The sequence below is a fragment of the Pseudarthrobacter sp. L19 genome, assembly GCF_050859435.1.
Taxonomy (GTDB): Bacteria; Actinomycetota; Actinomycetes; order Actinomycetales; family Micrococcaceae; genus Arthrobacter.
Genome location: NZ_CP193935.1, coordinates 1,465,545 through 1,486,429, shown reverse-complemented (window position 1 = coordinate 1,486,429; position 20,885 = coordinate 1,465,545). Strand labels below are relative to the sequence as shown.

13 protein-coding genes, 4 rRNA genes and 1 pseudogene are annotated in these 20,885 nt (G+C 63.7%); 7 read left to right on the top strand and 11 right to left on the bottom strand.

Features of this window, described 5'->3' with window-relative positions; translation table 11 throughout:
• Positions 1-477: 477 nt before the first annotated feature.
• Positions 478-2,001: ribosomal RNA gene (locus ACRQ5B_RS06965) — 16S ribosomal RNA — on the bottom strand.
• A gap of 658 nt (positions 2,002-2,659) precedes the next feature.
• On the opposite strand from ACRQ5B_RS06965, the gene ACRQ5B_RS06960 reads away from it, so the two are divergent.
• A complete protein-coding gene (locus ACRQ5B_RS06960; protein WP_432398251.1) occupies positions 2,660-5,140 on the top strand; it encodes an HAD-IC family P-type ATPase in 2,481 nt (826 codons plus the stop codon).
• A gap of 113 nt (positions 5,141-5,253) precedes the next feature.
• Positions 5,254-6,546 carry an ISL3 family transposase gene (locus tag ACRQ5B_RS06955; RefSeq protein WP_432398248.1) on the top strand — a complete coding sequence of 431 codons (1,293 nt, stop codon included), beginning with the start codon at positions 5,254-5,256 and terminating at the stop codon, positions 6,544-6,546.
• Positions 6,547-6,658: 112 nt separating this feature from the next.
• On the opposite strand, the gene rrf is transcribed toward ACRQ5B_RS06955, so the two are convergent.
• From rrf to rpmB, 6 genes are all read right to left on the bottom strand, one after another.
• Positions 6,659-6,775, bottom strand: a 5S ribosomal RNA gene (rrf, locus tag ACRQ5B_RS06950).
• Between the two features lie 226 nt (positions 6,776-7,001).
• Positions 7,002-10,126: ribosomal RNA gene (locus ACRQ5B_RS06945) — 23S ribosomal RNA — on the bottom strand.
• 572 nt (positions 10,127-10,698) lie between these two features.
• A 16S ribosomal RNA gene (locus ACRQ5B_RS06940) occupies positions 10,699-12,223 on the bottom strand.
• The 16S, 23S and 5S rRNA genes sit together here, the layout of an rRNA operon.
• 659 nt (positions 12,224-12,882) lie before the next feature.
• Positions 12,883-13,188 carry a 30S ribosomal protein S14 gene (rpsN, locus tag ACRQ5B_RS06935; protein ID WP_043485315.1) on the bottom strand — a complete coding sequence of 102 codons (306 nt, stop codon included), beginning with the start codon at positions 13,186-13,188 and terminating at the stop codon, positions 12,883-12,885.
• Positions 13,189-13,192: 4 nt separating this feature from the next.
• Positions 13,193-13,360: a 50S ribosomal protein L33 gene (rpmG, locus tag ACRQ5B_RS06930; RefSeq protein WP_290257284.1), complete on the bottom strand. Its 168-nt coding sequence runs from the start codon at positions 13,358-13,360 to the stop codon at positions 13,193-13,195.
• Positions 13,360-13,596 carry a 50S ribosomal protein L28 gene (rpmB, locus tag ACRQ5B_RS06925; RefSeq protein WP_056737118.1) on the bottom strand — a complete coding sequence of 79 codons (237 nt, stop codon included), beginning with the start codon at positions 13,594-13,596 and terminating at the stop codon, positions 13,360-13,362. The genes rpmG and rpmB overlap by 1 nt, the downstream gene beginning before the upstream one ends.
• A gap of 462 nt (positions 13,597-14,058) precedes the next feature.
• On the opposite strand from rpmB, the gene ACRQ5B_RS06920 reads away from it, so the two are divergent.
• Genes ACRQ5B_RS06920 through ACRQ5B_RS06905 form a run of 4 tightly spaced genes read left to right on the top strand, consistent with a single transcriptional unit; the run spans position 14,059 to position 16,859 of the window.
• Complete coding sequence (locus ACRQ5B_RS06920; protein WP_432398243.1) at positions 14,059-15,501, top strand: ferredoxin reductase family protein; 1,443 nt, start codon at positions 14,059-14,061, stop codon at positions 15,499-15,501.
• On the top strand, positions 15,498-16,061 hold the full coding sequence (locus ACRQ5B_RS06915) for an FMN-binding protein (RefSeq protein WP_432398240.1): 564 nt from the start codon (positions 15,498-15,500) through the stop codon (positions 16,059-16,061). Before ACRQ5B_RS06920 ends, ACRQ5B_RS06915 begins: the two co-directional genes overlap by 4 nt.
• Complete coding sequence (locus ACRQ5B_RS06910) at positions 16,045-16,464, top strand: hypothetical protein (RefSeq protein WP_432398807.1); 420 nt, start codon at positions 16,045-16,047, stop codon at positions 16,462-16,464. Before ACRQ5B_RS06915 ends, ACRQ5B_RS06910 begins: the two co-directional genes overlap by 17 nt.
• Positions 16,347-16,859 (top strand): FAD:protein FMN transferase, encoded by a 513-nt coding sequence (locus ACRQ5B_RS06905; RefSeq protein WP_432398715.1) that lies wholly within the window; start codon positions 16,347-16,349, stop codon positions 16,857-16,859. The genes ACRQ5B_RS06910 and ACRQ5B_RS06905 overlap by 118 nt, the downstream gene beginning before the upstream one ends.
• Before the next feature lie 28 nt (positions 16,860-16,887).
• On the opposite strand, the gene ACRQ5B_RS06900 is transcribed toward ACRQ5B_RS06905, so the two are convergent.
• From ACRQ5B_RS06900 to ACRQ5B_RS06890, 3 genes and pseudogenes are all read right to left on the bottom strand, one after another.
• Complete coding sequence (locus ACRQ5B_RS06900) at positions 16,888-18,276, bottom strand: GH1 family beta-glucosidase (RefSeq protein WP_432398237.1); 1,389 nt, start codon at positions 18,274-18,276, stop codon at positions 16,888-16,890.
• Between the two features lie 61 nt (positions 18,277-18,337).
• Complete coding sequence (locus tag ACRQ5B_RS06895) at positions 18,338-19,099, bottom strand: SGNH/GDSL hydrolase family protein (protein ID WP_412884288.1); 762 nt, start codon at positions 19,097-19,099, stop codon at positions 18,338-18,340.
• Between the two features lie 51 nt (positions 19,100-19,150).
• Positions 19,151-19,647, bottom strand: a pseudogene (locus ACRQ5B_RS06890) (MarR family winged helix-turn-helix transcriptional regulator).
• A gap of 105 nt (positions 19,648-19,752) precedes the next feature.
• Between ACRQ5B_RS06890 and ACRQ5B_RS06885 the strand changes: the two are divergent.
• Positions 19,753-20,040: a YciI family protein gene (locus ACRQ5B_RS06885; protein WP_432398233.1), complete on the top strand. Its 288-nt coding sequence runs from the start codon at positions 19,753-19,755 to the stop codon at positions 20,038-20,040.
• A gap of 8 nt (positions 20,041-20,048) precedes the next feature.
• Here the strand turns inward: ACRQ5B_RS06885 and ACRQ5B_RS06880 are convergent, their stop codons facing one another.
• A complete protein-coding gene (locus tag ACRQ5B_RS06880) occupies positions 20,049-20,870 on the bottom strand; it encodes an SGNH/GDSL hydrolase family protein (protein WP_432398230.1) in 822 nt (273 codons plus the stop codon).
• Positions 20,871-20,885 lie beyond the last annotated feature (15 nt).

Sequence of the window (20,885 nt, the reverse complement as noted above, 5' to 3'; positions counted from 1 at the left end):
AGGTTCATATTCTTGGAAATTGCTTCTTATAAAAGATGCTCGCGTCCACTATGTAGTTCTCAAACAACAACCCCGTACCACACACCCCACACACCAACCCCCTCACCCGAAAGCAAGGAAGGTCGACAGCGCGCAGGGCGTCGCAGCCAGGAAACCAGAAACACACAAAACCCACACCCCGCACCCAACCCCCAAAAGAGGCGGACACAGGCCATGGTCCTGTTGTCTCAGGACCCAACAGTGTGCCAAACACTACCCACCAGGAACCCCACCGAAGCGTTCCAGGAACACCCACCCCCAAGAGAGGAGTGCGTCTTCCGTACTAACCACCGGCAAAAACCCGACAGGCACCTATTCGTTGATATTCCACCCATGAGCACCCGCCGCAGAACAAACGTCTGCGCAACGGGCGTGACTCCTGACAACACCACCACACAAACCATGCGGCCTGGCGGGGTTGTTGTAGGCGCTCCTTAGAAAGGAGGTGATCCAGCCGCACCTTCCGGTACGGCTACCTTGTTACGACTTAGTCCCAATCGCCAGTCCCACCTTCGACAGCTCCCTCCCACAAGGGGTTAGGCCACCGGCTTCGGGTGTTACCAACTTTCGTGACTTGACGGGCGGTGTGTACAAGGCCCGGGAACGTATTCACCGCAGCGTTGCTGATCTGCGATTACTAGCGACTCCGACTTCATGGGGTCGAGTTGCAGACCCCAATCCGAACTGAGACCGGCTTTTTGGGATTAGCTCCACCTCACAGTATCGCAACCCTTTGTACCGGCCATTGTAGCATGCGTGAAGCCCAAGACATAAGGGGCATGATGATTTGACGTCGTCCCCACCTTCCTCCGAGTTGACCCCGGCAGTCTCCCATGAGTCCCCGCCATAACGCGCTGGCAACATGGAACGAGGGTTGCGCTCGTTGCGGGACTTAACCCAACATCTCACGACACGAGCTGACGACAACCATGCACCACCTGTAAACCGACCACAAGTGGGGGACCTGTTTCCAGGTCTTACCGGTTCATGTCAAGCCTTGGTAAGGTTCTTCGCGTTGCATCGAATTAATCCGCATGCTCCGCCGCTTGTGCGGGCCCCCGTCAATTCCTTTGAGTTTTAGCCTTGCGGCCGTACTCCCCAGGCGGGGCACTTAATGCGTTAGCTACGGCGCGGAAAACGTGGAATGTCCCCCACACCTAGTGCCCAACGTTTACGGCATGGACTACCAGGGTATCTAATCCTGTTCGCTCCCCATGCTTTCGCTCCTCAGCGTCAGTTAATGCCCAGAGACCTGCCTTCGCCATCGGTGTTCCTCCTGATATCTGCGCATTTCACCGCTACACCAGGAATTCCAGTCTCCCCTACATCACTCTAGTCTGCCCGTACCCACCGCAGATCCGGAGTTGAGCCCCGGACTTTCACGGCAGACGCGACAAACCGCCTACGAGCTCTTTACGCCCAATAATTCCGGATAACGCTTGCGCCCTACGTATTACCGCGGCTGCTGGCACGTAGTTAGCCGGCGCTTCTTCTGCAGGTACCGTCACTTTCGCTTCTTCCCTACTGAAAGAGGTTTACAACCCGAAGGCCGTCATCCCTCACGCGGCGTCGCTGCATCAGGCTTCCGCCCATTGTGCAATATTCCCCACTGCTGCCTCCCGTAGGAGTCTGGGCCGTGTCTCAGTCCCAGTGTGGCCGGTCACCCTCTCAGGCCGGCTACCCGTCGTCGCCTTGGTGAGCCATTACCTCACCAACAAGCTGATAGGCCGCGAGTCCATCCAAAACCACAAAAGCTTTCCACCCCCACCATGCGATGAGGAGTCATATCCGGTATTAGACCCAGTTTCCCAGGCTTATCCCAGAGTTAAAGGGCAGGTTACTCACGTGTTACTCACCCGTTCGCCACTAATCCCCCCAGCAAGCTGGGGATCATCGTTCGACTTGCATGTGTTAAGCACGCCGCCAGCGTTCATCCTGAGCCAGGATCAAACTCTCCGTTGAAAACAAACAGACACAACACGCACCACCGGGAAAACGACGGATAACATGCTGCACAAAATTTGAAACCAGCTGAAAACCATGCCATCCACGGGGTGGACAACACAGCATAATCAACCAATCAATAAAACAATCGGTATCAACAAACTTGGCACACTATTGAGTTCTCAAACAACAGACACACCCGGCACCACCACAACCCCATTCAGGGCCGCGACTCGCTCCGGAGCAACTTTTCAAACTTACCCGATGTCTTTCTCCGAAGCAAATTCGATTTTCTCGAACCAGATTCAGGAGATGCATCAGCCCCGGCCAGAAATAGTGGTCATTAGAATGTCCAAGATTTTGGTCTTGTAGTTTTTGGGGGTTTGGCCGCCTTCAGTTCCCGGCCTCTCGGCTGGTCTCCCTCGCGGCGACTTAGAAAACAATACACCCCGATGGACGCGTCTGCAAACCCGGGCCGAAGAACCCTCCCTGGCCGGAGCAAACCCCGGAAACCCGCGGACTTTCGGCCCTTGCAGCGCCGCAGAGGGGCCGCCGAGGGCCCGGTCGTCATGAAAGAGCTTTCTGTATGCTGCGTCACTCCTCGGCCCGCTGCGTCTACCATCGGGGTGTGAGGGCAGAACGCCGGCGCCAAGAGACGGGGACGCTGGATGGGCGTGTGCCCGATCCTCCCGGACCCGGCCTGAATCGCCACGAGGTGGCGGACCGCGTGGAGCGCGGTCTGGACAACAAAGTGCAGGACCGGTCCAGCCGCAGTCTCTGGGAGATCTTCAAGGCCAACGTCCTCACGCTCTTCAATGCCATCGTCGGGGGAAGCTTCCTGATCCTGTTGCTGCTGGGCCGGTGGCAGGACGCGCTGTTCGGTCTCGCGGCCGCCGGCAACGCGGTGATCGGCGTCGTGCAGGAATTCCGAGCCAAGCGCTCCCTGGACCGGCTGGCGATCCTCGATGCTCCGCGGGCGCGGGTCCTCCGTGATGGGCTGCCGGTCGAGATTCCCACCGCGGAGGTGGTGCGGGATGATGTCCTGATCCTCCGGGCAGGCGACCAGGTGACCGCCGATGCGGAGGTCATTGAGTCGTCCGGGCTCGAGGCGGATGAATCCCTGCTGACGGGTGAGTCCGACCCCGTGGACAAGGCAACCGGGTCTGAGGTGTTGTCCGGATCGCTGGTGGTTGCCGGCCGGGGCCATGCCCGGGTGGTGCGGGTAGGGGCGGAATCGTTCTGCAGCCGGATAACCGCCGATGCGCGGCGCTTCTCCCTGGTGCAGTCCGAGATCCGCAACAGCCTGAACCGTGTCCTCCGCTGGATCGCCTGGGCCATCCTGCCTGTGGCCGTACTGGTGGCTGCCGGGGAGATGCAGGCCAGGGGCGGCTGGCAGTCTGTGACCGTCGACGGTGCATGGGTGCCCGCCGTCGTCGGCGTGATCGCCAGCGTCATCGCCATGGTCCCCCTGGGCCTCGTCCTGCTGACCAGCGTGGCCTTCGCCGTCGGCGGTCTCCGCCTGGCCGCGCACAAGGTCCTGATCCAGGAGCTCGCCGCCGTCGAGGGATTGGCGAGGGTGGATGTCCTCTGCCTGGACAAGACCGGCACCCTCACCGAAGGCGGCCTCAGGTTCGACGCCGTGCACCAGCTGCTGCCGGACCCGCCGCCGGGGTGGGAGCACGCGCTGGGCTGGTTCGCCTCCGAACCGGAGGCGAATGCGACCGCGCGCAGCATGGAGCTCGCCTTCGAGGACGACGGCGGCTTCCGCTCCGTGTCTTACGTCCCGTTCTCCTCCGCCCGCAAGTGGAGCGGCGCCACGTTCGACGCCGGCACCGGCACCACCTCGACGTGGGTCCTTGGCGCCCCCGACATCCTCCTTGCCCCGGGTACCGCAGCAACGGAGCAACCAGTCGGGGAGTCTGCGTTGGCGGGGGACGCCCCAGACGCCGCGGCCGCCGCTCTTCACCAGGCCGGGGACCTCGCCGCCGGCGGTCTCCGCACCCTCCTCCTCGCCCAGGCATACGGCCTGCCGCGGCACGGAACGGACGACGGCGCGCTGCCCGCAGCCGTGCGCCCCGTGGCCCTGCTGACCTTTCGCGAGCAGCCCCGGCCGGAGGCCGCAACCACGTTGGAGTACTTCCGGGCGGAGGGCGTGACGGTGAAGATCATCTCCGGCGATGAGCCCGGAACGGTTGCCGCCATCGCCCGCCGGGTGGGGCTGACGGTTCCCCACGGCGTGGACGCCCGGACCCTGCCGGAGGATCCGGAACAGCTCGCGGAGGTAATGGAGGCAAACACGGTCTTCGGACGGGTCAGCCCCCACCAGAAGCGCGACATGGTGGCCGCCCTGCAGCGGCGCGGGCACACGGTCGCCATGACCGGGGACGGAGTCAACGACGCCCTTGCCCTGAAGACCGCGGACCTGGGCATTGCCGTGAACTCGGCGGCGCCGGCCACCAAAGCCGTCGCCCGCCTGGTCCTCCTGGACGGCCGCTTCGACCGGTTGCCGGAAGTGGTAGCGGAGGGCCGGCGCGTCATCGCCAACATCGAGCGGGTCTCAAGCCTGTTTCTCAGCAAGACGGCCTACGCGGTGGCCATCTCCGCAAGCTTCGCGCTGCTGCAGTGGCCCTTCCCGTTCCTCCCCCGCCAGCTGTCCTTTACCGACGGCCTGACCATCGGGATCCCGGCTTTCTTCCTGGCCTTGATGCCCAACGCCCGCCGTTACCGTGCCGGCTTCCTCCGGCGTTCGCTGTGGTTCTCCGTGCCGGCCGGGCTGATCGTCACGGCCTCATTAATTGCGGTCACGGCGGCGTCGACGGCGGCGGGTCCGGCGCCGCGCGCGGAGGACCTTCGCTCGGCGGCGGTCATCACCCTGTCCATCGTCGGGCTGTGGATCCTGAGTGCCGTGGCACGGCCGCTGAACGCCGGCCGGCTGGGTGTGCTGGCGGCGATGGCCGCCGCCCTGATTGTCCTGCTGGGCGTGCCGCTGGCCCAGGACTTCTTCATCCTCGGCTGGCCGCCGCAGCCGTTGCTGCTGGCCGCGTTGGGGTCGGGTCTGGGTGGCGGGGTGTTGGTCGAGGCCCTGGCGTGGCTGCACCGGCGCCGGTTCAACGGCCGGCGCGAGGCAGAGGCCAGGGCGGAACCCGCGAAGCAGTAACGGGGCTCTTCGCGGTTCGTGGGGAACTGATTTCGTGTCGTAGCTAAAAAGGGGCCCGTGGCCCTGCTGGGATGAGTGTGTCTAGCATTCAACCAGGAACAGGACCACGAGCCTTGACTGAGCCTACCTTCGTGGCGTTCGACGCTGCCACCAGCATCTTCAACCTGCCCGACTACCGCGTCCTCTCCGTCACCGTGCTGGAAGGCGGGCGCCGCCAGATCATCGTCGAAACAGACCAGCCACCAGGCTGCCCGAGCTGCGGTGTTGTCGCGACGCGGCGGAAGGAACGGCGCCTCCAACGGATCCGGGATATCCCTGTCGCCGGCGCCGTGGAGGTGCTCTGGTCCAAGTACCGCTGGCATTGCGAGGAACCGGCCTGCCCGCGGCTTTCCTTCTTTGAATCCACCGCCCAGGTCCCGCGCCGCGCCCGTTCCACGGGCCGGCTCCGGGACCACGTCGTTGATGCGGTCATCAATTCCGGCAGGGCCGTGTCCGAGACGGCCGCTGCGTTCGCGGTGTCCTGGTGGATGGTCCGTGCCGCGCTGAACGAAGCCTGCCTTCTGACGCTGCCGGACGTGGATGAGCTCAGCCCCCGCATGCTGGGCATCGACGAACACCGGTTCCGATCCGTGCGGTATTTCCGTGACCCGGACTCCAGCTCGTGGATCCGGCACGAGCCGTGGATGACCACCATCGTGGATCTGGACACCGGGCAGGTCTTGGGTGTGGTCGATGGCCGGGACCACAAGGGCGTTGGCGACTGGCTCTTCGCCCGCCCGCTTCAGTGGCGGCTGGGCGTGCAGGTCGTTGCGATCGACCCCTCGGCCGCATTCCGGAAAGCGTTGAGGATGTGGCTTCCCCGCACCGCTGTCGCGGTCGATCACTTCCACCTGGTGTCCCTGGCCAACCAGGCGGTGACAGAGGCCCGGCAGAACCTCTCCCAGCAGGTCAAGGGCCGCCGCGGCCGCGGCATCGACAAGGCCTGGGCCCACCGGATGCTGCTCCTGCGCGCCGGCGACAAGCTCTCTGACCCCGCGGCCCACCGCCTGGCTGAGGTCTTCACCGCCGATGACGCCACCGGCAAGCTCGAGGCAGTCTGGAAGGTCAAGGAAAAGCTGCGGGCGCTGCTGCGCACCAACTCGCTGGCTGACGCCGCCGCGGCGAAAGAGGAACTCATGACCCTCGTTGAAGCCGCCGGAAGGCCGGAGACGAACAAGCTCTACCGCACTGTCTGCCGGTGGTGGAACGAGATCGAAGTCCTCATCGTCACCGGCGCCACAACCGGCAAGGTCGAAGCCAACAACACCGGAATCAAACACATCAAACGCACCGCCCGCGGCTACCGCAACGCAGGGAACTACAAATCGATTATCCTCATGACCAGTGCCGTCCGGACGGCGGCATGACACTCATCCGCGGAATCAATTTCCCCATAAACCTTGAAGAGCCAGTAACGGAGCGGTGGTTAAAGTGGGAGAGCCTCCAACCGTGTGGTTGGAGGCTCTCGACCTAATGGTTGTCCGGCGGTGACCTACTCTCCCACACCCTCCCGGGTGCAGTACCATCGGCGCTGTGGGTCTTAGCTTCCGGGTTCGGAATGGGACCGGGCGTTTCCCCCACGCTATGACCGCCGTAACCCTGTTACCCGGACCGAACCCCTGCGGGGTTGGCGGGAAATCTATTGTGGTTACAACTCTGCTTTTTAGGGCAGTGTGGTGTTGTATTCAATTATGGTTTGGTTCCGTGCAACGCAACGTACCCGTGGTGGGTTTGTTGGTTGGGAACCACATAGTGGACGCAAGCAGTCTTGTTCTTCATACCCACCCCGCGGTGTTCCAGTCGATGCTGGCGGGGGTGGTGTGTGGTGTAAGTTATCGGCCTATTAGTACCGGTCAGCTTCACGAGTCTTTAGTCCTCGCTTCCACATCCGGCCTATCAACCCAGTGGTCTGGCTGGGGGCCTCTCACACACAAGGTGTATGGAAATCTCATCTTGAAGCGAGCTTCCCGCTTAGATGCTTTCAGCGGTTATCCCATCCGAACGTAGCTAATCAGCGGTGCACTTGGCAGTACAACTGACACACCAGAGGTTCGTCCGTCCCGGTCCTCTCGTACTAAGGACAGCCCTTCTCAAATTTCCTGCGCGCGCAGCGGATAGGGACCGAACTGTCTCACGACGTTCTAAACCCAGCTCGCGTACCGCTTTAATGGGCGAACAGCCCAACCCTTGGGACCTACTCCAGCCCCAGGATGCGACGAGCCGACATCGAGGTGCCAAACCATGCCGTCGATATGGACTCTTGGGCAAGATCAGCCTGTTATCCCCGAGGTACCTTTTATCCGTTGAGCGACGGCCATTCCACAATGTACCGCCGGATCACTAGTCCCGACTTTCGTCCCTGCTCGAGATGTCTCTCTCACAGTCAAGCTCCCTTGTGCACTTACACTCGACACCTGATTGCCAACCAGGCTGAGGGAACCTTTGGGCGCCTCCGTTACTTTTTAGGAGGCAACCGCCCCAGTTAAACTACCCATCAGGCACTGTCCCTGACCCGGATTACGGGCCGAAGTTAGATGTCCAAAGTGACCAGAGTGGTATTTCAACGATGACTCCACCCGAACTGGCGTCCGGGCTTCAACGTCTCCCACCTATCCTACACAAGCCACTCCGAACACCAATACCAAACTATAGTAAAGGTCTCGGGGTCTTTCCGTCCTGCTGCGCGTAACGAGCATCTTTACTCGTACTGCAATTTCGCCGAGTTTATGGTTGAGACAGCGGGGAAGTCGTTACTCCATTCGTGCAGGTCGGAACTTACCCGACAAGGAATTTCGCTACCTTAGGATGGTTATAGTTACCACCGCCGTTTACTGGGGCTTAAATTCTCAGCTTCGCCTTGCGGCTAACCGGTCCTCTTAACCTTCCAGCACCGGGCAGGAGTCAGTCCGTATACATCGTCTTGCGACTTCGCACGGACCTGTGTTTTTAGTAAACAGTCGCTTCCCCCTGGTCTCTGCGGCCCCGCCACGCTCCGGACAGCAAGTGTCCATCACGATAGGGGCCCCCCTTCTCCCGAAGTTACGGGGGCATTTTGCCGAGTTCCTTAACCATAATTCTCTCGATCGCCTTAGTATTCTCTACCTGATCACCTGTGTCGGTTTGGGGTACGGGCGGCTAAAACCTCGCGTCGATGCTTTTCTCGGCAGCATAGGATCACCGGATCCCCCCATACGGGGGTCCCATCGGGTCTCAGGCATCATGAACAGCGGATTTGCCTACCGTTCGCCCTACATCCTTAGACCGGGGCAACCATCGCCCGGCCCGGCTACCTTCCTGCGTCACACCTGTTAATACGCTTGCCTCCCAGGATCAGGTCCCGCGCTCCACCAAAACCCTCACACCACAAGGGTGATCGGGCAGGTCTCGGGCGGTTAGTATCCCCTGTTCAACATGGGCGGTTTTTCGCCGGTACGGGAATATCAACCCGTTGTCCATCGACTACGCCTGTCGGCCTCGCCTTAGGTCCCGACTTACCCAGGGCAGATTAGCTTGACCCTGGAACCCTTGATCATTCGGCGGACGGGTTTCTCACCCGTCTTTCGCTACTCATGCCTGCATTCTCACTCGTGTAGGCTCCACCGCTGGTTTACACCGCGACTTCACTGCCCACACGACGCTCCCCTACCCATCCAGACGCCTGAACCACAAGGGCTTAGCAAAAATCTGAATGCCACAACTTCGGCGGTGTACTTGAGCCCCGCTACATTGTCGGCGCGGAATCACTTGACCAGTGAGCTATTACGCACTCTTTTAAGGATGGCTGCTTCTAAGCCAACCTCCTGGTTGTCTTCGCAACTCCACATCCTTTCCCACTTAGCACACGCTTAGGGGCCTTAGTTGGTGGTCTGGGCTGTTTCCCTCTCGACTATGAAGCTTATCCCCCACAGTCTCACTGCTGCGCTCTCACTTACCGGCATTCGGAGTTTGGCTGACGTCAGTAACCTTGTAGGGCCCATTAGCCATCCAGTAGCTCTACCTCCGATAAGAAACACGCAACGCTGCACCTAAATGCATTTCGGGGAGAACCAGCTATCACGAAGTTTGATTGGCCTTTCACCCCTACCCACAGCTCATCCCCTCCATTTTCAACTGAAGTGGGTTCGGTCCTCCACGACGTCTTACCGTCGCTTCAACCTGGCCATGGGTAGATCACTTCGCTTCGGGTCTAGATCACGCCACTGCAACGCCCTATTCAGACTCGCTTTCGCTACGGCTTCCCCACACGGGTTAACCTCGCGACGTAACACTAACTCGCAGGCTCATTCTTCAAAAGGCACGCCGTCACAACTACAAGGCTGCTCCGACGGATTGTAAGCACACGGTTTCAGGTACTGTTTCACTCCCCTCCCGGGGTACTTTTCACCTTTCCCTCACGGTACTGGTCCGCTATCGGTCATTAGGGAGTATTTAGGCTTATCAGGTGGTCCTGACAGATTCGCACGGGATTTCTCGGGCCCCGTGCTACTTGGGATACTCTCCAGGCGGCGTAAAAACATTTCGGTTACGGGGCTCACACCCTCTCTGGCCGGCCTTTCAAGACCGTTCACCTATGCCCACGCTCTCACCCCACTGTCCCGGCAGAGACAGAACGGAAAGTCCCACAACCCCGACCATGCAACGCCCGCCGGCTATCACACATGGAACGGTTTAGCCTGATCCGCGTTCGCTCGCCACTACTAACGGAATCACTATTGTTTTCTCTTCCTGCGGGTACTGAGATGTTTCACTTCCCCGCGTTCCCTCCACGCACCCTATGTGTTCAGATGCGGGTCACCAGGCAACTCGCGCCCCTGGCGGGGTTTCCCCATTCGGACACCCTGGGATCACAGTCCGGTTATCGACTCCCCCAGGCTTATCGCAGATTCCTACGTCCTTCTTCGGCTCCTAATGCCAAGGCATCCACCGTGTGCTCTTAAAAACTTGACCACAAAAGATCAAGGAGTAATTTCGAGAGAACCACAGAAACCAACCACACCACAACAACACCACCCCAAAGGGCGACACCATCGAGCGCAGCCAGATCCAGGTTCATATTCTTGGAAATTGCTTCTTATAAAAGATGCTCGCGTCCACTATGTAGTTCTCAAACAACAACCCCGTACCACACACCCCACACACCAACCCCCTCACCCGAAAGCAAGGAAGGTCGACAGCGCGCAGGGCGTCGCAGCCAGGAAACCAGAAACACACAAAACCCACACCCCGCACCCACCCCCAAAAGAGGCGGACACAGGCCATGGTCCTGTTGTCTCAGGACCCAACAGTGTGCCAAACACTACCCACCAGAACCCCACCGAAGCGTTCCAGGAACACCCACCCCCAAAGAGGAGTGCGTCTTCCGTACTAACCACCGGCAAAAACCCGACAGGCACCTATTCGTTGATATTCCACCCATGAGCACCCGCCGCAGAACAAACGTCTGCGCAACGGGCGTGACTCCTGACAACACCACCACACAAACCATGCGGCCTGGCGGGGTTGTTGTAGGCGCTCCTTAGAAAGGAGGTGATCCAGCCGCACCTTCCGGTACGGCTACCTTGTTACGACTTAGTCCCAATCGCCAGTCCCACCTTCGACAGCTCCCTCCCACAAGGGGTTAGGCCACCGGCTTCGGGTGTTACCAACTTTCGTGACTTGACGGGCGGTGTGTACAAGGCCCGGGAACGTATTCACCGCAGCGTTGCTGATCTGCGATTACTAGCGACTCCGACTTCATGGGGTCGAGTTGCAGACCCCAATCCGAACTGAGACCGGCTTTTTGGGATTAGCTCCACCTCACAGTATCGCAACCCTTTGTACCGGCCATTGTAGCATGCGTGAAGCCCAAGACATAAGGGGCATGATGATTTGACGTCGTCCCCACCTTCCTCCGAGTTGACCCCGGCAGTCTCCCATGAGTCCCCGCCATAACGCGCTGGCAACATGGAACGAGGGTTGCGCTCGTTGCGGGACTTAACCCAACATCTCACGACACGAGCTGACGACAACCATGCACCACCTGTAAACCGACCACAAGTGGGGGACCTGTTTCCAGGTCTTACCGGTTCATGTCAAGCCTTGGTAAGGTTCTTCGCGTTGCATCGAATTAATCCGCATGCTCCGCCGCTTGTGCGGGCCCCCGTCAATTCCTTTGAGTTTTAGCCTTGCGGCCGTACTCCCCAGGCGGGGCACTTAATGCGTTAGCTACGGCGCGGAAAACGTGGAATGTCCCCCACACCTAGTGCCCAACGTTTACGGCATGGACTACCAGGGTATCTAATCCTGTTCGCTCCCCATGCTTTCGCTCCTCAGCGTCAGTTAATGCCCAGAGACCTGCCTTCGCCATCGGTGTTCCTCCTGATATCTGCGCATTTCACCGCTACACCAGGAATTCCAGTCTCCCCTACATCACTCTAGTCTGCCCGTACCCACCGCAGATCCGGAGTTGAGCCCCGGACTTTCACGGCAGACGCGACAAACCGCCTACGAGCTCTTTACGCCCAATAATTCCGGATAACGCTTGCGCCCTACGTATTACCGCGGCTGCTGGCACGTAGTTAGCCGGCGCTTCTTCTGCAGGTACCGTCACTTTCGCTTCTTCCCTACTGAAAGAGGTTTACAACCCGAAGGCCGTCATCCCTCACGCGGCGTCGCTGCATCAGGCTTCCGCCCATTGTGCAATATTCCCCACTGCTGCCTCCCGTAGGAGTCTGGGCCGTGTCTCAGTCCCAGTGTGGCCGGTCACCCTCTCAGGCCGGCTACCCGTCGTCGCCTTGGTGAGCCATTACCTCACCAACAAGCTGATAGGCCGCGAGTCCATCCAAAACCACAAAAGCTTTCCACCCCCCACCATGCGATGAGGAGTCATATCCGGTATTAGACCCAGTTTCCCAGGCTTATCCCAGAGTTAAAGGGCAGGTTACTCACGTGTTACTCACCCGTTCGCCACTAATCCCCCCAGCAAGCTGGGGATCATCGTTCGACTTGCATGTGTTAAGCACGCCGCCAGCGTTCATCCTGAGCCAGGATCAAACTCTCCGTTGAAAACAAACAGACACAACACGCACCACCGGGAAAACGACGGATAACATGCTGCACAAAATTTGAAACCAGCTGAAAACCATGCCATCCACGGGGTGGACAACACAGCATAATCAACCAATCAATAAAACAATCGGTATCAACAAACTTGGCACACTATTGAGTTCTCAAACAACAGACACACCCGGCACCACCACAACCCCATTCAGGGCCGCGACTCGCTCCGGAGCAACTTTTCAAACTTACCCGATCACCAACCGCAATGCAAACCGGCGTACTCGCCGAATCCCACGCAATGGAAGGGTCCCCACCCGAAAAACCGGCGCAAAATTCCGCACCATTTTTCAGGCTGTTCATCAGGGGGTCGGTCGCTATCTTTCCGCTTCAGCGGCGGCGACTCGAATAACTTTACACACGAACACCGGACCACACAAATCGCACCCGAAGACCCACCCCCGCCCCAAAAACCCCGGAAACCCGGGACCCAGCGCCCCTCCGCGGCCGAAACAACCGCCGTCGTGCGCAAAACCGGTCCGTGTGCCCTCGGTCACCACTCCGTGGACACGGAACCTGCAGCCAGCTGCGGCGGCTTAACGCACAAGGGGCCGGCAACCATGACGGTTGCCGGCCCCTCTCAAGCCACTGGCTTCAGGAGTGCTGAATTACCAGGAAGACTTCGTGATGCCCGGGAGCTCACCGCGGTGAGCCATGTCGCGGAAGCGAACACGGGAGATGCCGAACTTCTGGAAGGTGCCACGCGGGCGGCCATCGATGATGTCGCGGTTGCGCAGGCGGACCGGGGAAGCGTTGCGCGGCAGCTTCTGCAGGCCGAGGCGTGCAGCTTCGCGGGCTTCGTCGGTCGAGTTGGGGTCGACCAGGGCCTTCTTCAGTTCGAGGCGCTTTGCAGCATAGCGCTCGACGATGACTTTACGCTGTTCGTTCTTAGCGATCATTGACTTCTTAGCCATGTGCTTAGCGCTCCTCTCGGAATTCGACGTGCTTGCGGATCTTGGGATCGTACTTCCGCAGGACCATGCGGTCCGGGTCGTTACGACGGTTCTTGCGCGTCACGTAGGTGTAACCCGTGCCCGCGGTCGACTTGAGCTTGATGATCGGACGTACGTCCTTGTCCTTTGCCACTAGAGCTTCACTCCTCGTGCCAGGATGTCGGCGACGACAACGTCGATGCCGCGTACGTCGATGGTCTTGATGCCACGTGCAGAGACCTGCAGGGTGACATTACGGCGCAGGGACGGAACCCAGTAGCGCTTCTTCTGGATGTTCGGGTCGAACCGGCGCTTGTTGCGGCGGTGCGAGTGCGAAATGCTGTGTCCAAAGCCCGGCTCGGCTCCGGTCACCTGGCAGTGTGCTGCCATGACGACTCTCCTCATGAAAATAAATGAAACGGCAGGCGGAGTTCCGCGTTACCGTGCGATAGGCAGCGTCCGCCGCCAGCTCCCCTCGAACGGGCCCCTCACGACGACGGCCGGAACCATGCTGCGAGGGAACTAATGAAGGAGTCCGGGGTAACCGTCAGGAAGAACTCGTGAGCCTTCACTGCGGTACCGGGATGCCGGGCGAATACAGGAACGCGCGCAACTTGAGCCCCTAACTACCGGCCTTCGGGGCTGTCTGCACTGCAGACTTTCCCGTCAACCGGAGCAATTGCCCACGCTCCGCGCCACCTAGCGCCTACCAAGTCTACGATCTCGCGGAATTAAAGACCAATCCGGGGGTCCGAGGGTGTATAAGGCGGTCCCGCCGGCCTGCAGCGAAGACTTAAGCGGGGCGCAGTTCTTTCACAGCAAAACGAAAGGGAACGGGCAGATTCTGGATTCATGAACACATCGACCCAGACTGCTCAGCAGCCCCTCGCCCGGCGGGCCGGGGCCGGCGGCAACCCGTTCGCGGCGCAGCACCGCCGGCGGATGTTCAGGGGCGACCTGCTCACGGTCATCGCCTGGTCCTCCGTCGCAGCCGCTATTGCCCTTTGGCTCGCCGACGGCGGCGCGTCCGGCTTCTCCACTCCCGGCGGCGCCTTCACGGCCCTGGGCATCGTGGCCGGCCTCGCCGGCATGGACCTGGTGCTGCTGATGCTGCTGCTCGCGGCACGGCTGCCCATCATCGACGGGGCGGTCGGCCACGACCGGGCCCTGGAATTCCACCGGGAGCTGGGCAAACCCGCCCTCTACCTGCTCCTGGCCCACGGCGTCCTGCTTGCGATCGGCTACGGGATGGCAGACGGCCTGGACCCCGTCAGCGAGGCGGTGTCCCTCTGGGTCCAGGTGCCGGACATGTGGCTGGCGTACATCTCCATCCTGCTGTTTATCGCCGTCGTCGTGACCTCCCTGGTGGCCGTGCGCCGCCGCTTCCCCTACGAGTTCTGGTACGCGGTGCACCTGCTGACCTACGCCGCGGTCCTGACCTCCATCCCGCACCAGTTCAGCGTCGGTGGCCTGTTCGCCGAGGGGACCTGGCAGCGCTGGTACTGGCTTGCCGTCTGCATCGGGACCGGCGCCGCGTTGGCGCACTACCGGGTCCTTGAGCCGATCGTTGCCACCGTCCGGCACCAGCTGAGGGTCAGCCGCGTGGTCTCCGCCGGCCACGGCGTCGTCAGCATCGAAATGACCGGCCGGCACCTCGACGAGCTGGCCGGCAGCGGCGGCCGCTTCTTCATCTGGCGGTTCCTGGCCCCCGGCCAGTGGTGGCACCCGCACCCCTTCAGCCTCTCCGCCGAGCCCGTGATGTTCGGGGCCGACGGCGCTGGCCGGCTCCGGATCACTGTCCGGAACCTGGGCCGCGGCTCCGCCGCCCTGGCCCGGCTGCGGCCGGGCACCCGGGTCGCGGTGGAGGGCCCGTACGGGCTGTTCAGCTCGGCCTCCCGCAGCCGCCGGAAGGTGGTCCTCATCGGCGCCGGAATCGGCATCACCCCCATCCGGGCGCTGCTCGAGAACACGCCCTTCGCGCCGGGGGAAGCCACGGTGATCCTCCGCGGCCACAACCAGTCCGGCCTGTACCTGGGCGACGAGATCCTGGACCTCTGCCAGCGGCGCGGGGCCACCCTGTTCCACCTGACCGGCCGGCGGCCGCGGGGCGTGAGCACCTGGCTGCCCGAGAGCGAGTCCCGCGCCGGCTACCGGTTGGCCAGCTACGCTCCCGACCTTGCCGGTTCCGACATCTACGTCTGCGGCCCGGATGCCTGGGCCCGGAACGTCCTCGACGACGCACGCCAGGCCGGCGTGCGGGAAGAGCAACTCCACTACGAAAGGTTTGACTGGTGAGAATACGCGCAGTAGTTTCAGCGACCCTGGCTTCCGCCGGGATCCTTTTGGCCGGCTGGCAGTCCGGCGCCCACGTGGCCGAATCGGCCAGCGCCGTCGGCACGACGGCGGGAACCGCCGGGACCGGGGCCACCGGCACCGGGTCCGCCAAGTCCGGGCTGGGCAGCTCCACCGGCGGCTCGTCCTCCGGGTCCGCAGCCTCCGGGGACACGTCATCCGGCACTGGCACCACCGGCAGCGGCTCGTCGGGATCATCCGGCAGCTCCTCCGGTTCCTCCAGCGCCGGCGGCACCTTCACCGGGGACTCGGTGCAGACCCGCTTCGGCTCGGTCCAGGTGCAGATCAGCGTCAGCGGCGGCAAGATCACGGACGTCAAGGCGCTGCAGCTCACGGACGAGGACCGCCGCTCGGTCCAGATCAGCAACCGCGCCGCTCCCCTGCTGCGCTCCGAGGTCCTCCAGGCCCAGTCCGCCAACGTCCAGACCATCAGCGGGGCCACCGTCACCAGCTCCGCGTACCTGACCTCGCTGCAGGCGGCCCTCGATGCAGCCCACCTCTAAGCCGGAAAGCCCGGCACTGAAGGCCCGGACGTTCCAGTGCATGGGCACCGTCATCGGCCTCACCGTCCCGATGGCAGCGAACGACGACGGCGGCTCCCGGGCCGCGGCGGAGGAGGCCCTCGGCACGGCCGCGGACGCCGTCGAACGCATCTTCCGCGAGCTCGACGGCCAGTTCAGCCTCTACCGGCCGGATTCGGAGGCCAGCCGGGTGGCCCGCCGGGAGGTGACCCCGGGGAAACCTCGGCCGGCTTCCGGGACCGCTACGCCGAGGCCGCGGACTGGCGGCTGCTCACCGAGGGCGCCTTCACCCCGGAACGTCCCGACGGAGCCCCGGACCTGTCCGGGCTGGTCAAGGGCTACGCGGTCCAGGAGGCCGGGGCCGCCCTGGCATCGCTGGGACTGACGGACTGGTGCCTCAACGCCGGCGGCGACGTGCTGGTCTCCGGCTCGCCGATTGTCGGGACCGCGGCCACCTGGCAGGCCGGCATCGTCGACCCGCAGGACCGCGGCACCCTGCTGGCCGCCTACCCGCTGGGCGGCGGCACCACGGCGCGGGCGCTGGCCACCTCGGGCTCGGCCGAACGCGGCGACCACATCTGGACGCGGGCCACCGGGCCGAGCGAATTCCTGCAGGTTTCTGTCGCGGCGGCGGACATCGTGACCGCCGACGTGCTGGCCACCGCGATCGTGGCGGGAGGGCTCCCGATGCTGAACCGCGCCACCGACGGCTGGAACGTCCAGGTCCTCGCGGTCAGGCGCGACGGCGGCCTGCTCGCCACACCCGGTTTCCGCGCCTAGCGTTCCGAGCCGTCAGCGTTCCCGGCCGTCAGCCCGGCAGGGCATTCGACGCCGCGACCCGGGCGTACCAAAGCCCGCTGGCCTTGGGGATCCGGCGCTGCGTGTCGTACTCCACCCGGACCAGGCCAAAGCGCTGGTGGTAGCCGAAGGCCCACTCGAAGTTATCCAGCAGGGACCAGGCGAAGTAGCCGCGCACGTCCACGCCCTCGGCAATCGCCGCGTGCAGCGCGCGGAGGTGCTGCTCGAAGAAGCTCCGCCGGTCCTCGTCGTTGACGAAGCCCGCCGCGTCCGGCTCGTCGTCGTACGCGGCGCCGTTCTCCGTGATGTAAATCGGGATCCCTGCCGGTCCCGTGTATTCGCGTTGCAGCCGCACCAGCAGCCGGCGCAGCCCGTCGGGCTGGACTTCCCAGCCCATGCCGGTGACGGGGAGCCCGCGGGGCACGGTGTGCACGCCGTCGGCGGCCACCATCGGTGAGGACGGGTCGGGTTCCCGGCCGGGCTCCGCCGTGAAGGCGCCCCCGTGGTAGTAATTGACGCCCAGGACGTCCAGCGGGGCGCTGATCAGCTCGAGGTCTCCGGGACGGACGACGTCGGCCATGCCCAGGTGCGCGACGTCGGCCAGGACGTCCGCAGGGTATTCGCCCCGGAAGAGCGGATCCAGGAACAGCCGGTTGGATTGGCCGTCCGCGCGCCGGGCGGCGTCGCGGTCCAGTTCACAGTCCGGGTCCGCCGGGTCCGCGACGGTCAGGTTCAGGGTGATGCCCACGGTGGCGGCGGAGTCCCGGCTCCGGATCTCCCGCACCGCCAAACCGTGGCCCAGCAGCAGGTGGTGGACGGCGGCGAGGGCGGCCGACGGGTCCTTGCGGCCGGGGGCGTGCAGGCCGGCGGCGTAGCCCAGGAAGGCCGAAACCCAGGGTTCGTTCAGGGTGGTCCAGAACCGGACCCGGTCCCCCAGCGCCCCGTGCATCACGGCCGCGAACTCCGCGAACCGTTCGGCGGTCTCCCGGGCAGCCCAGCCGCCCTTGTCCTCCAGCGCCTGGGGCAGGTCCCAGTGGTAGAGGGTGATCCAGGGCGTGATCCCGGCCGCCAGCAGCCGGTCGACCAGGTCCGAGTAGAAGGCGATTCCCTCCGGGTTGGGGGTGACGCCGTCGGGCATGCAGCGGGCCCAGGAGACCGAGAACCGGTAGGCGGCCAGGTTCAGGTCCTGCATCAGCGCGATGTCCTGCGCCGTGCGGTGGTAGTGATCGCAGGCGACGTCGCCGTTGTGCCCGTCCGCCACGGCGCCGGGCACCCGGCTGAAGACGTCCCAGATCGATTCGCCGCGCCCGCCTTCCCGGGCCGCGCCCTCGATCTGGTAAGCGGCGGTGGCGGCGCCCCAAAGGAATCCGGGCGGGAAGGTCACTGGGGTGCTGTTCATCCGGTGCTGCTCCTTTGCACGGTGCCAATCCTTCTATCGGGGCAGCGGGCGCTGCCCCGCCTTAGAGGTGGGTCAGCTGAGGATACCGCGGCGCGAGGCCGTCGCCGGAGGACTTCCCGGTGACCCGCCGCATCACCCAGGGGCCGGCGAATTCGCGGACCCAGCGGGCGTTGGCGGCGAGCGCTTCGGAGCGGCTGAGTTCCGGGACCGGGGTCATGGGCGGCACGTCGATGGAATGCTCGTGGGCCAGGACGTCGAGGACCCGCCGGGCCATGGTGGCGTGGCCGGCCGGGGACATATGCATCCGGTCCGTGGCCCACATGCCCCAGTCGTAGTATTCGCTGAACCGCCAGTAGTCCACCAGGAGTGCCCCGTGGTCCCCCGCGATGCCGCGGACCAGTTCGTTGTAGATGGCGGTGCGGCCGCGCATCGTGCTGAACACTTTGGACCCGCGGGCGTCGAAGCCGGTGAACATCACCACGGTGGCGCCGGTTGCCGTGAGGGTGCGGATGGCGGCGTCGTAGTCGGCCAGCAGGCCGTCAATGTCGATGCTGGGCCGGAGGATGTCGTTGGCTCCGGCGTAGATGGTCACCAGCGTGGGGTTGAGCGCGACGGCGGCATCCACCTGTTCGGCCAGGATCTGCCGCAATTTCCGGCCACGGATAGCGAGGTTGGCGTAGCCGAAGCCGGGGTCCGCGGCGCCGAGCTGCTCGGCGACCCGGTCGGCCCAGCCGCGCACCCCGTTGGGGCGGGCCGGATCGTCGTCACCGACGCCTTCGGTAAAGGAGTCTCCGAGGGCCACGTACCGGGTGCTGAAATCCATGCAGACAGTCTGTCACCCGTTGCCGGAAGCAACCAAGGAGGCCCGGGCGGACTACCCGGCCTCGGCGGGTCCGTTCTCGCGCAGGATCCAGTGGCAGGGGTCCAGCCGGGCCACCACCTTCTCGCCGATCCGGGCGAGGGCGGCGACGTCGTCGGGGTCCAGGGCGTCGAGGAAGAGCTCGCGCACCGCCTCCACGTGGGTGGGGGCGAGCCCGATGAGGGTTTCCAGGCCGGCTTCCGTCAGGTGCGCGGTGGTGACGCGGGCGTCCCCGGGGTGCGGCTGGCGTTCCAGCCACCCCGGTTCTGCAGTTTGGTGACCACGTGGGAAAGCCGGGACAGCGAGGCGCTTGTACGGGCGGCGAGTTCGCTCATCGGCAGGTAGCGGCCCTCCGCCTCGGAGAGCATCGCCAGGACGTTGTAGTCGAAAAGGGAGAGCTTCCCGGCGGAGTGCAGCTGGGTGTCCAGCGCGGCCGGCAGCAGGGTGTTGATGCTCAGCTGTGCCAGCCAGGCACGGCGTTCCTCGGCGTTGAGCCAGCGCGGATCGGTCATGGCTCTATTCTAGGAGCCGCGAAGCTTGACGGTTCAACCCTCCACGGTTTCTGTCCCTGCCGGGGCGCCGTTTCGGGGCTTCGCACCAGGCGGTACGCTGACGCTATGTACGTCGTATCGCTCACCTACAAGGTGCCCGAAGAGATCGTCGATTTCCATCTGCCCGCGCACGTCCAGTGGCTGCAGGACGCCTTCGACCGGGGCGTCTTCATGGTGGCGGGGCGGAAGATTCCCCGGACCGGCGGGCTGCTGCTCTCCAATGCCGACCGCGCGGACCTGGACGCGGCGCTGCTCGCGGATCCGTTCTACGTCAACGGCGTGGCGGACTTCGACGTCGAGGAGTTCCACGCCAGCCGGGTGGCCCCCGGCTTCGAAAACCTGCTGGACGCCTAGGCCGGGCCTCAGGCCAGCAGCTTCTTCAGGCCGCCCTTCTCGGGCACCCGCACCGGCTGCGGCCAGCGCGGCGTGAGCTGGTCCCCCAGGGTGACGCCGCGGAGTTTCCGGCCGAACAGCGGCAGCACCCAGTCGTGCACCCAGCGCCGCTGCCGCCGTTCCCAGTCGCGGAACCCCAGCGGGGCCGGCGGTTCCCATTCCTTGGGGCTGATGCTGTGCGGGACCCCCAGGTGATCCAGGACCTGCGCGGCGAGGTACTTGTGGCCGGCCTTGGACATGTGGAGCCGGTCGCTGCCCCACATCCTGGGGTCCTGGAACGCCTCGAAGGCCCAGTAGTCCACCAGCACGGCCCCGTACCAGTCCGCCAGTTCCCGGACCCGGCGGTTGTAGAGGGTGTTGCGGCGCTTGAAGGGTTCGAGCAGGACGGAGACCTTGACGTCGAAGCCGGTGAAGAGCACCACGGTGGCCCCCGAGGCGGTAAGCCGCTGGACCAGGACCTCGTAGTCGTCCATCAGGTCCTCGATGTCGGTGCCGAGGTCCAGCAGGTCGTTGCCGCCGGCGTACAGGGTCACCAGGGTAGGCTTCATCGCCAGCGCCGGTTCCAGCTGCTCGGCGATGATCTGCCGGAGGCGCTTGCTGCGGATGGCGAGGTTGGCGTACTCCCAGCCCGGGTCCGCTTTCGCCAGCCTCTCGGCCACCCGGTCCGCCCAGCCCCGGACGCCGTTGGGCAGGTGCTTGCTGCGGTCCCCCACGCCCTCGGTGAAGGAATCGCCAAGGGCGACGTAGACGCGCCGCCCGTCCGGGCCCAGATGCAAGAGGTTCGCGGCCATGCCGCCACGGTAGCG

Excerpts from the sequence above, each read along its gene's own strand:
- rpsN (WP_043485315.1), bottom strand. The coding sequence starts at position 13,188 with ATGGCTAAGAAGTCAATGATCGCTAAGAACGAACAGCGTAAAGTCATC.
- rpmB (WP_056737118.1), bottom strand. The coding sequence starts at position 13,596 with ATGGCAGCACACTGCCAGGTGACCGGAGCCGAGCCGGGCTTTGGACAC.
- ACRQ5B_RS06920 (WP_432398243.1), top strand. The coding sequence starts at position 14,059 with ATGAACACATCGACCCAGACTGCTCAGCAGCCCCTCGCCCGGCGGGCC.
- ACRQ5B_RS06910 (WP_432398807.1), top strand. The coding sequence starts at position 16,045 with ATGCAGCCCACCTCTAAGCCGGAAAGCCCGGCACTGAAGGCCCGGACG.
- ACRQ5B_RS06900 (WP_432398237.1), bottom strand. The coding sequence starts at position 18,276 with ATGAACAGCACCCCAGTGACCTTCCCGCCCGGATTCCTTTGGGGCGCC.
- ACRQ5B_RS06895 (WP_412884288.1), bottom strand. The coding sequence starts at position 19,099 with ATGGATTTCAGCACCCGGTACGTGGCCCTCGGAGACTCCTTTACCGAA.
- ACRQ5B_RS06885 (WP_432398233.1), top strand. The coding sequence starts at position 19,753 with ATGTACGTCGTATCGCTCACCTACAAGGTGCCCGAAGAGATCGTCGAT.
- ACRQ5B_RS06880 (WP_432398230.1), bottom strand. The coding sequence starts at position 20,870 with ATGGCCGCGAACCTCTTGCATCTGGGCCCGGACGGGCGGCGCGTCTAC.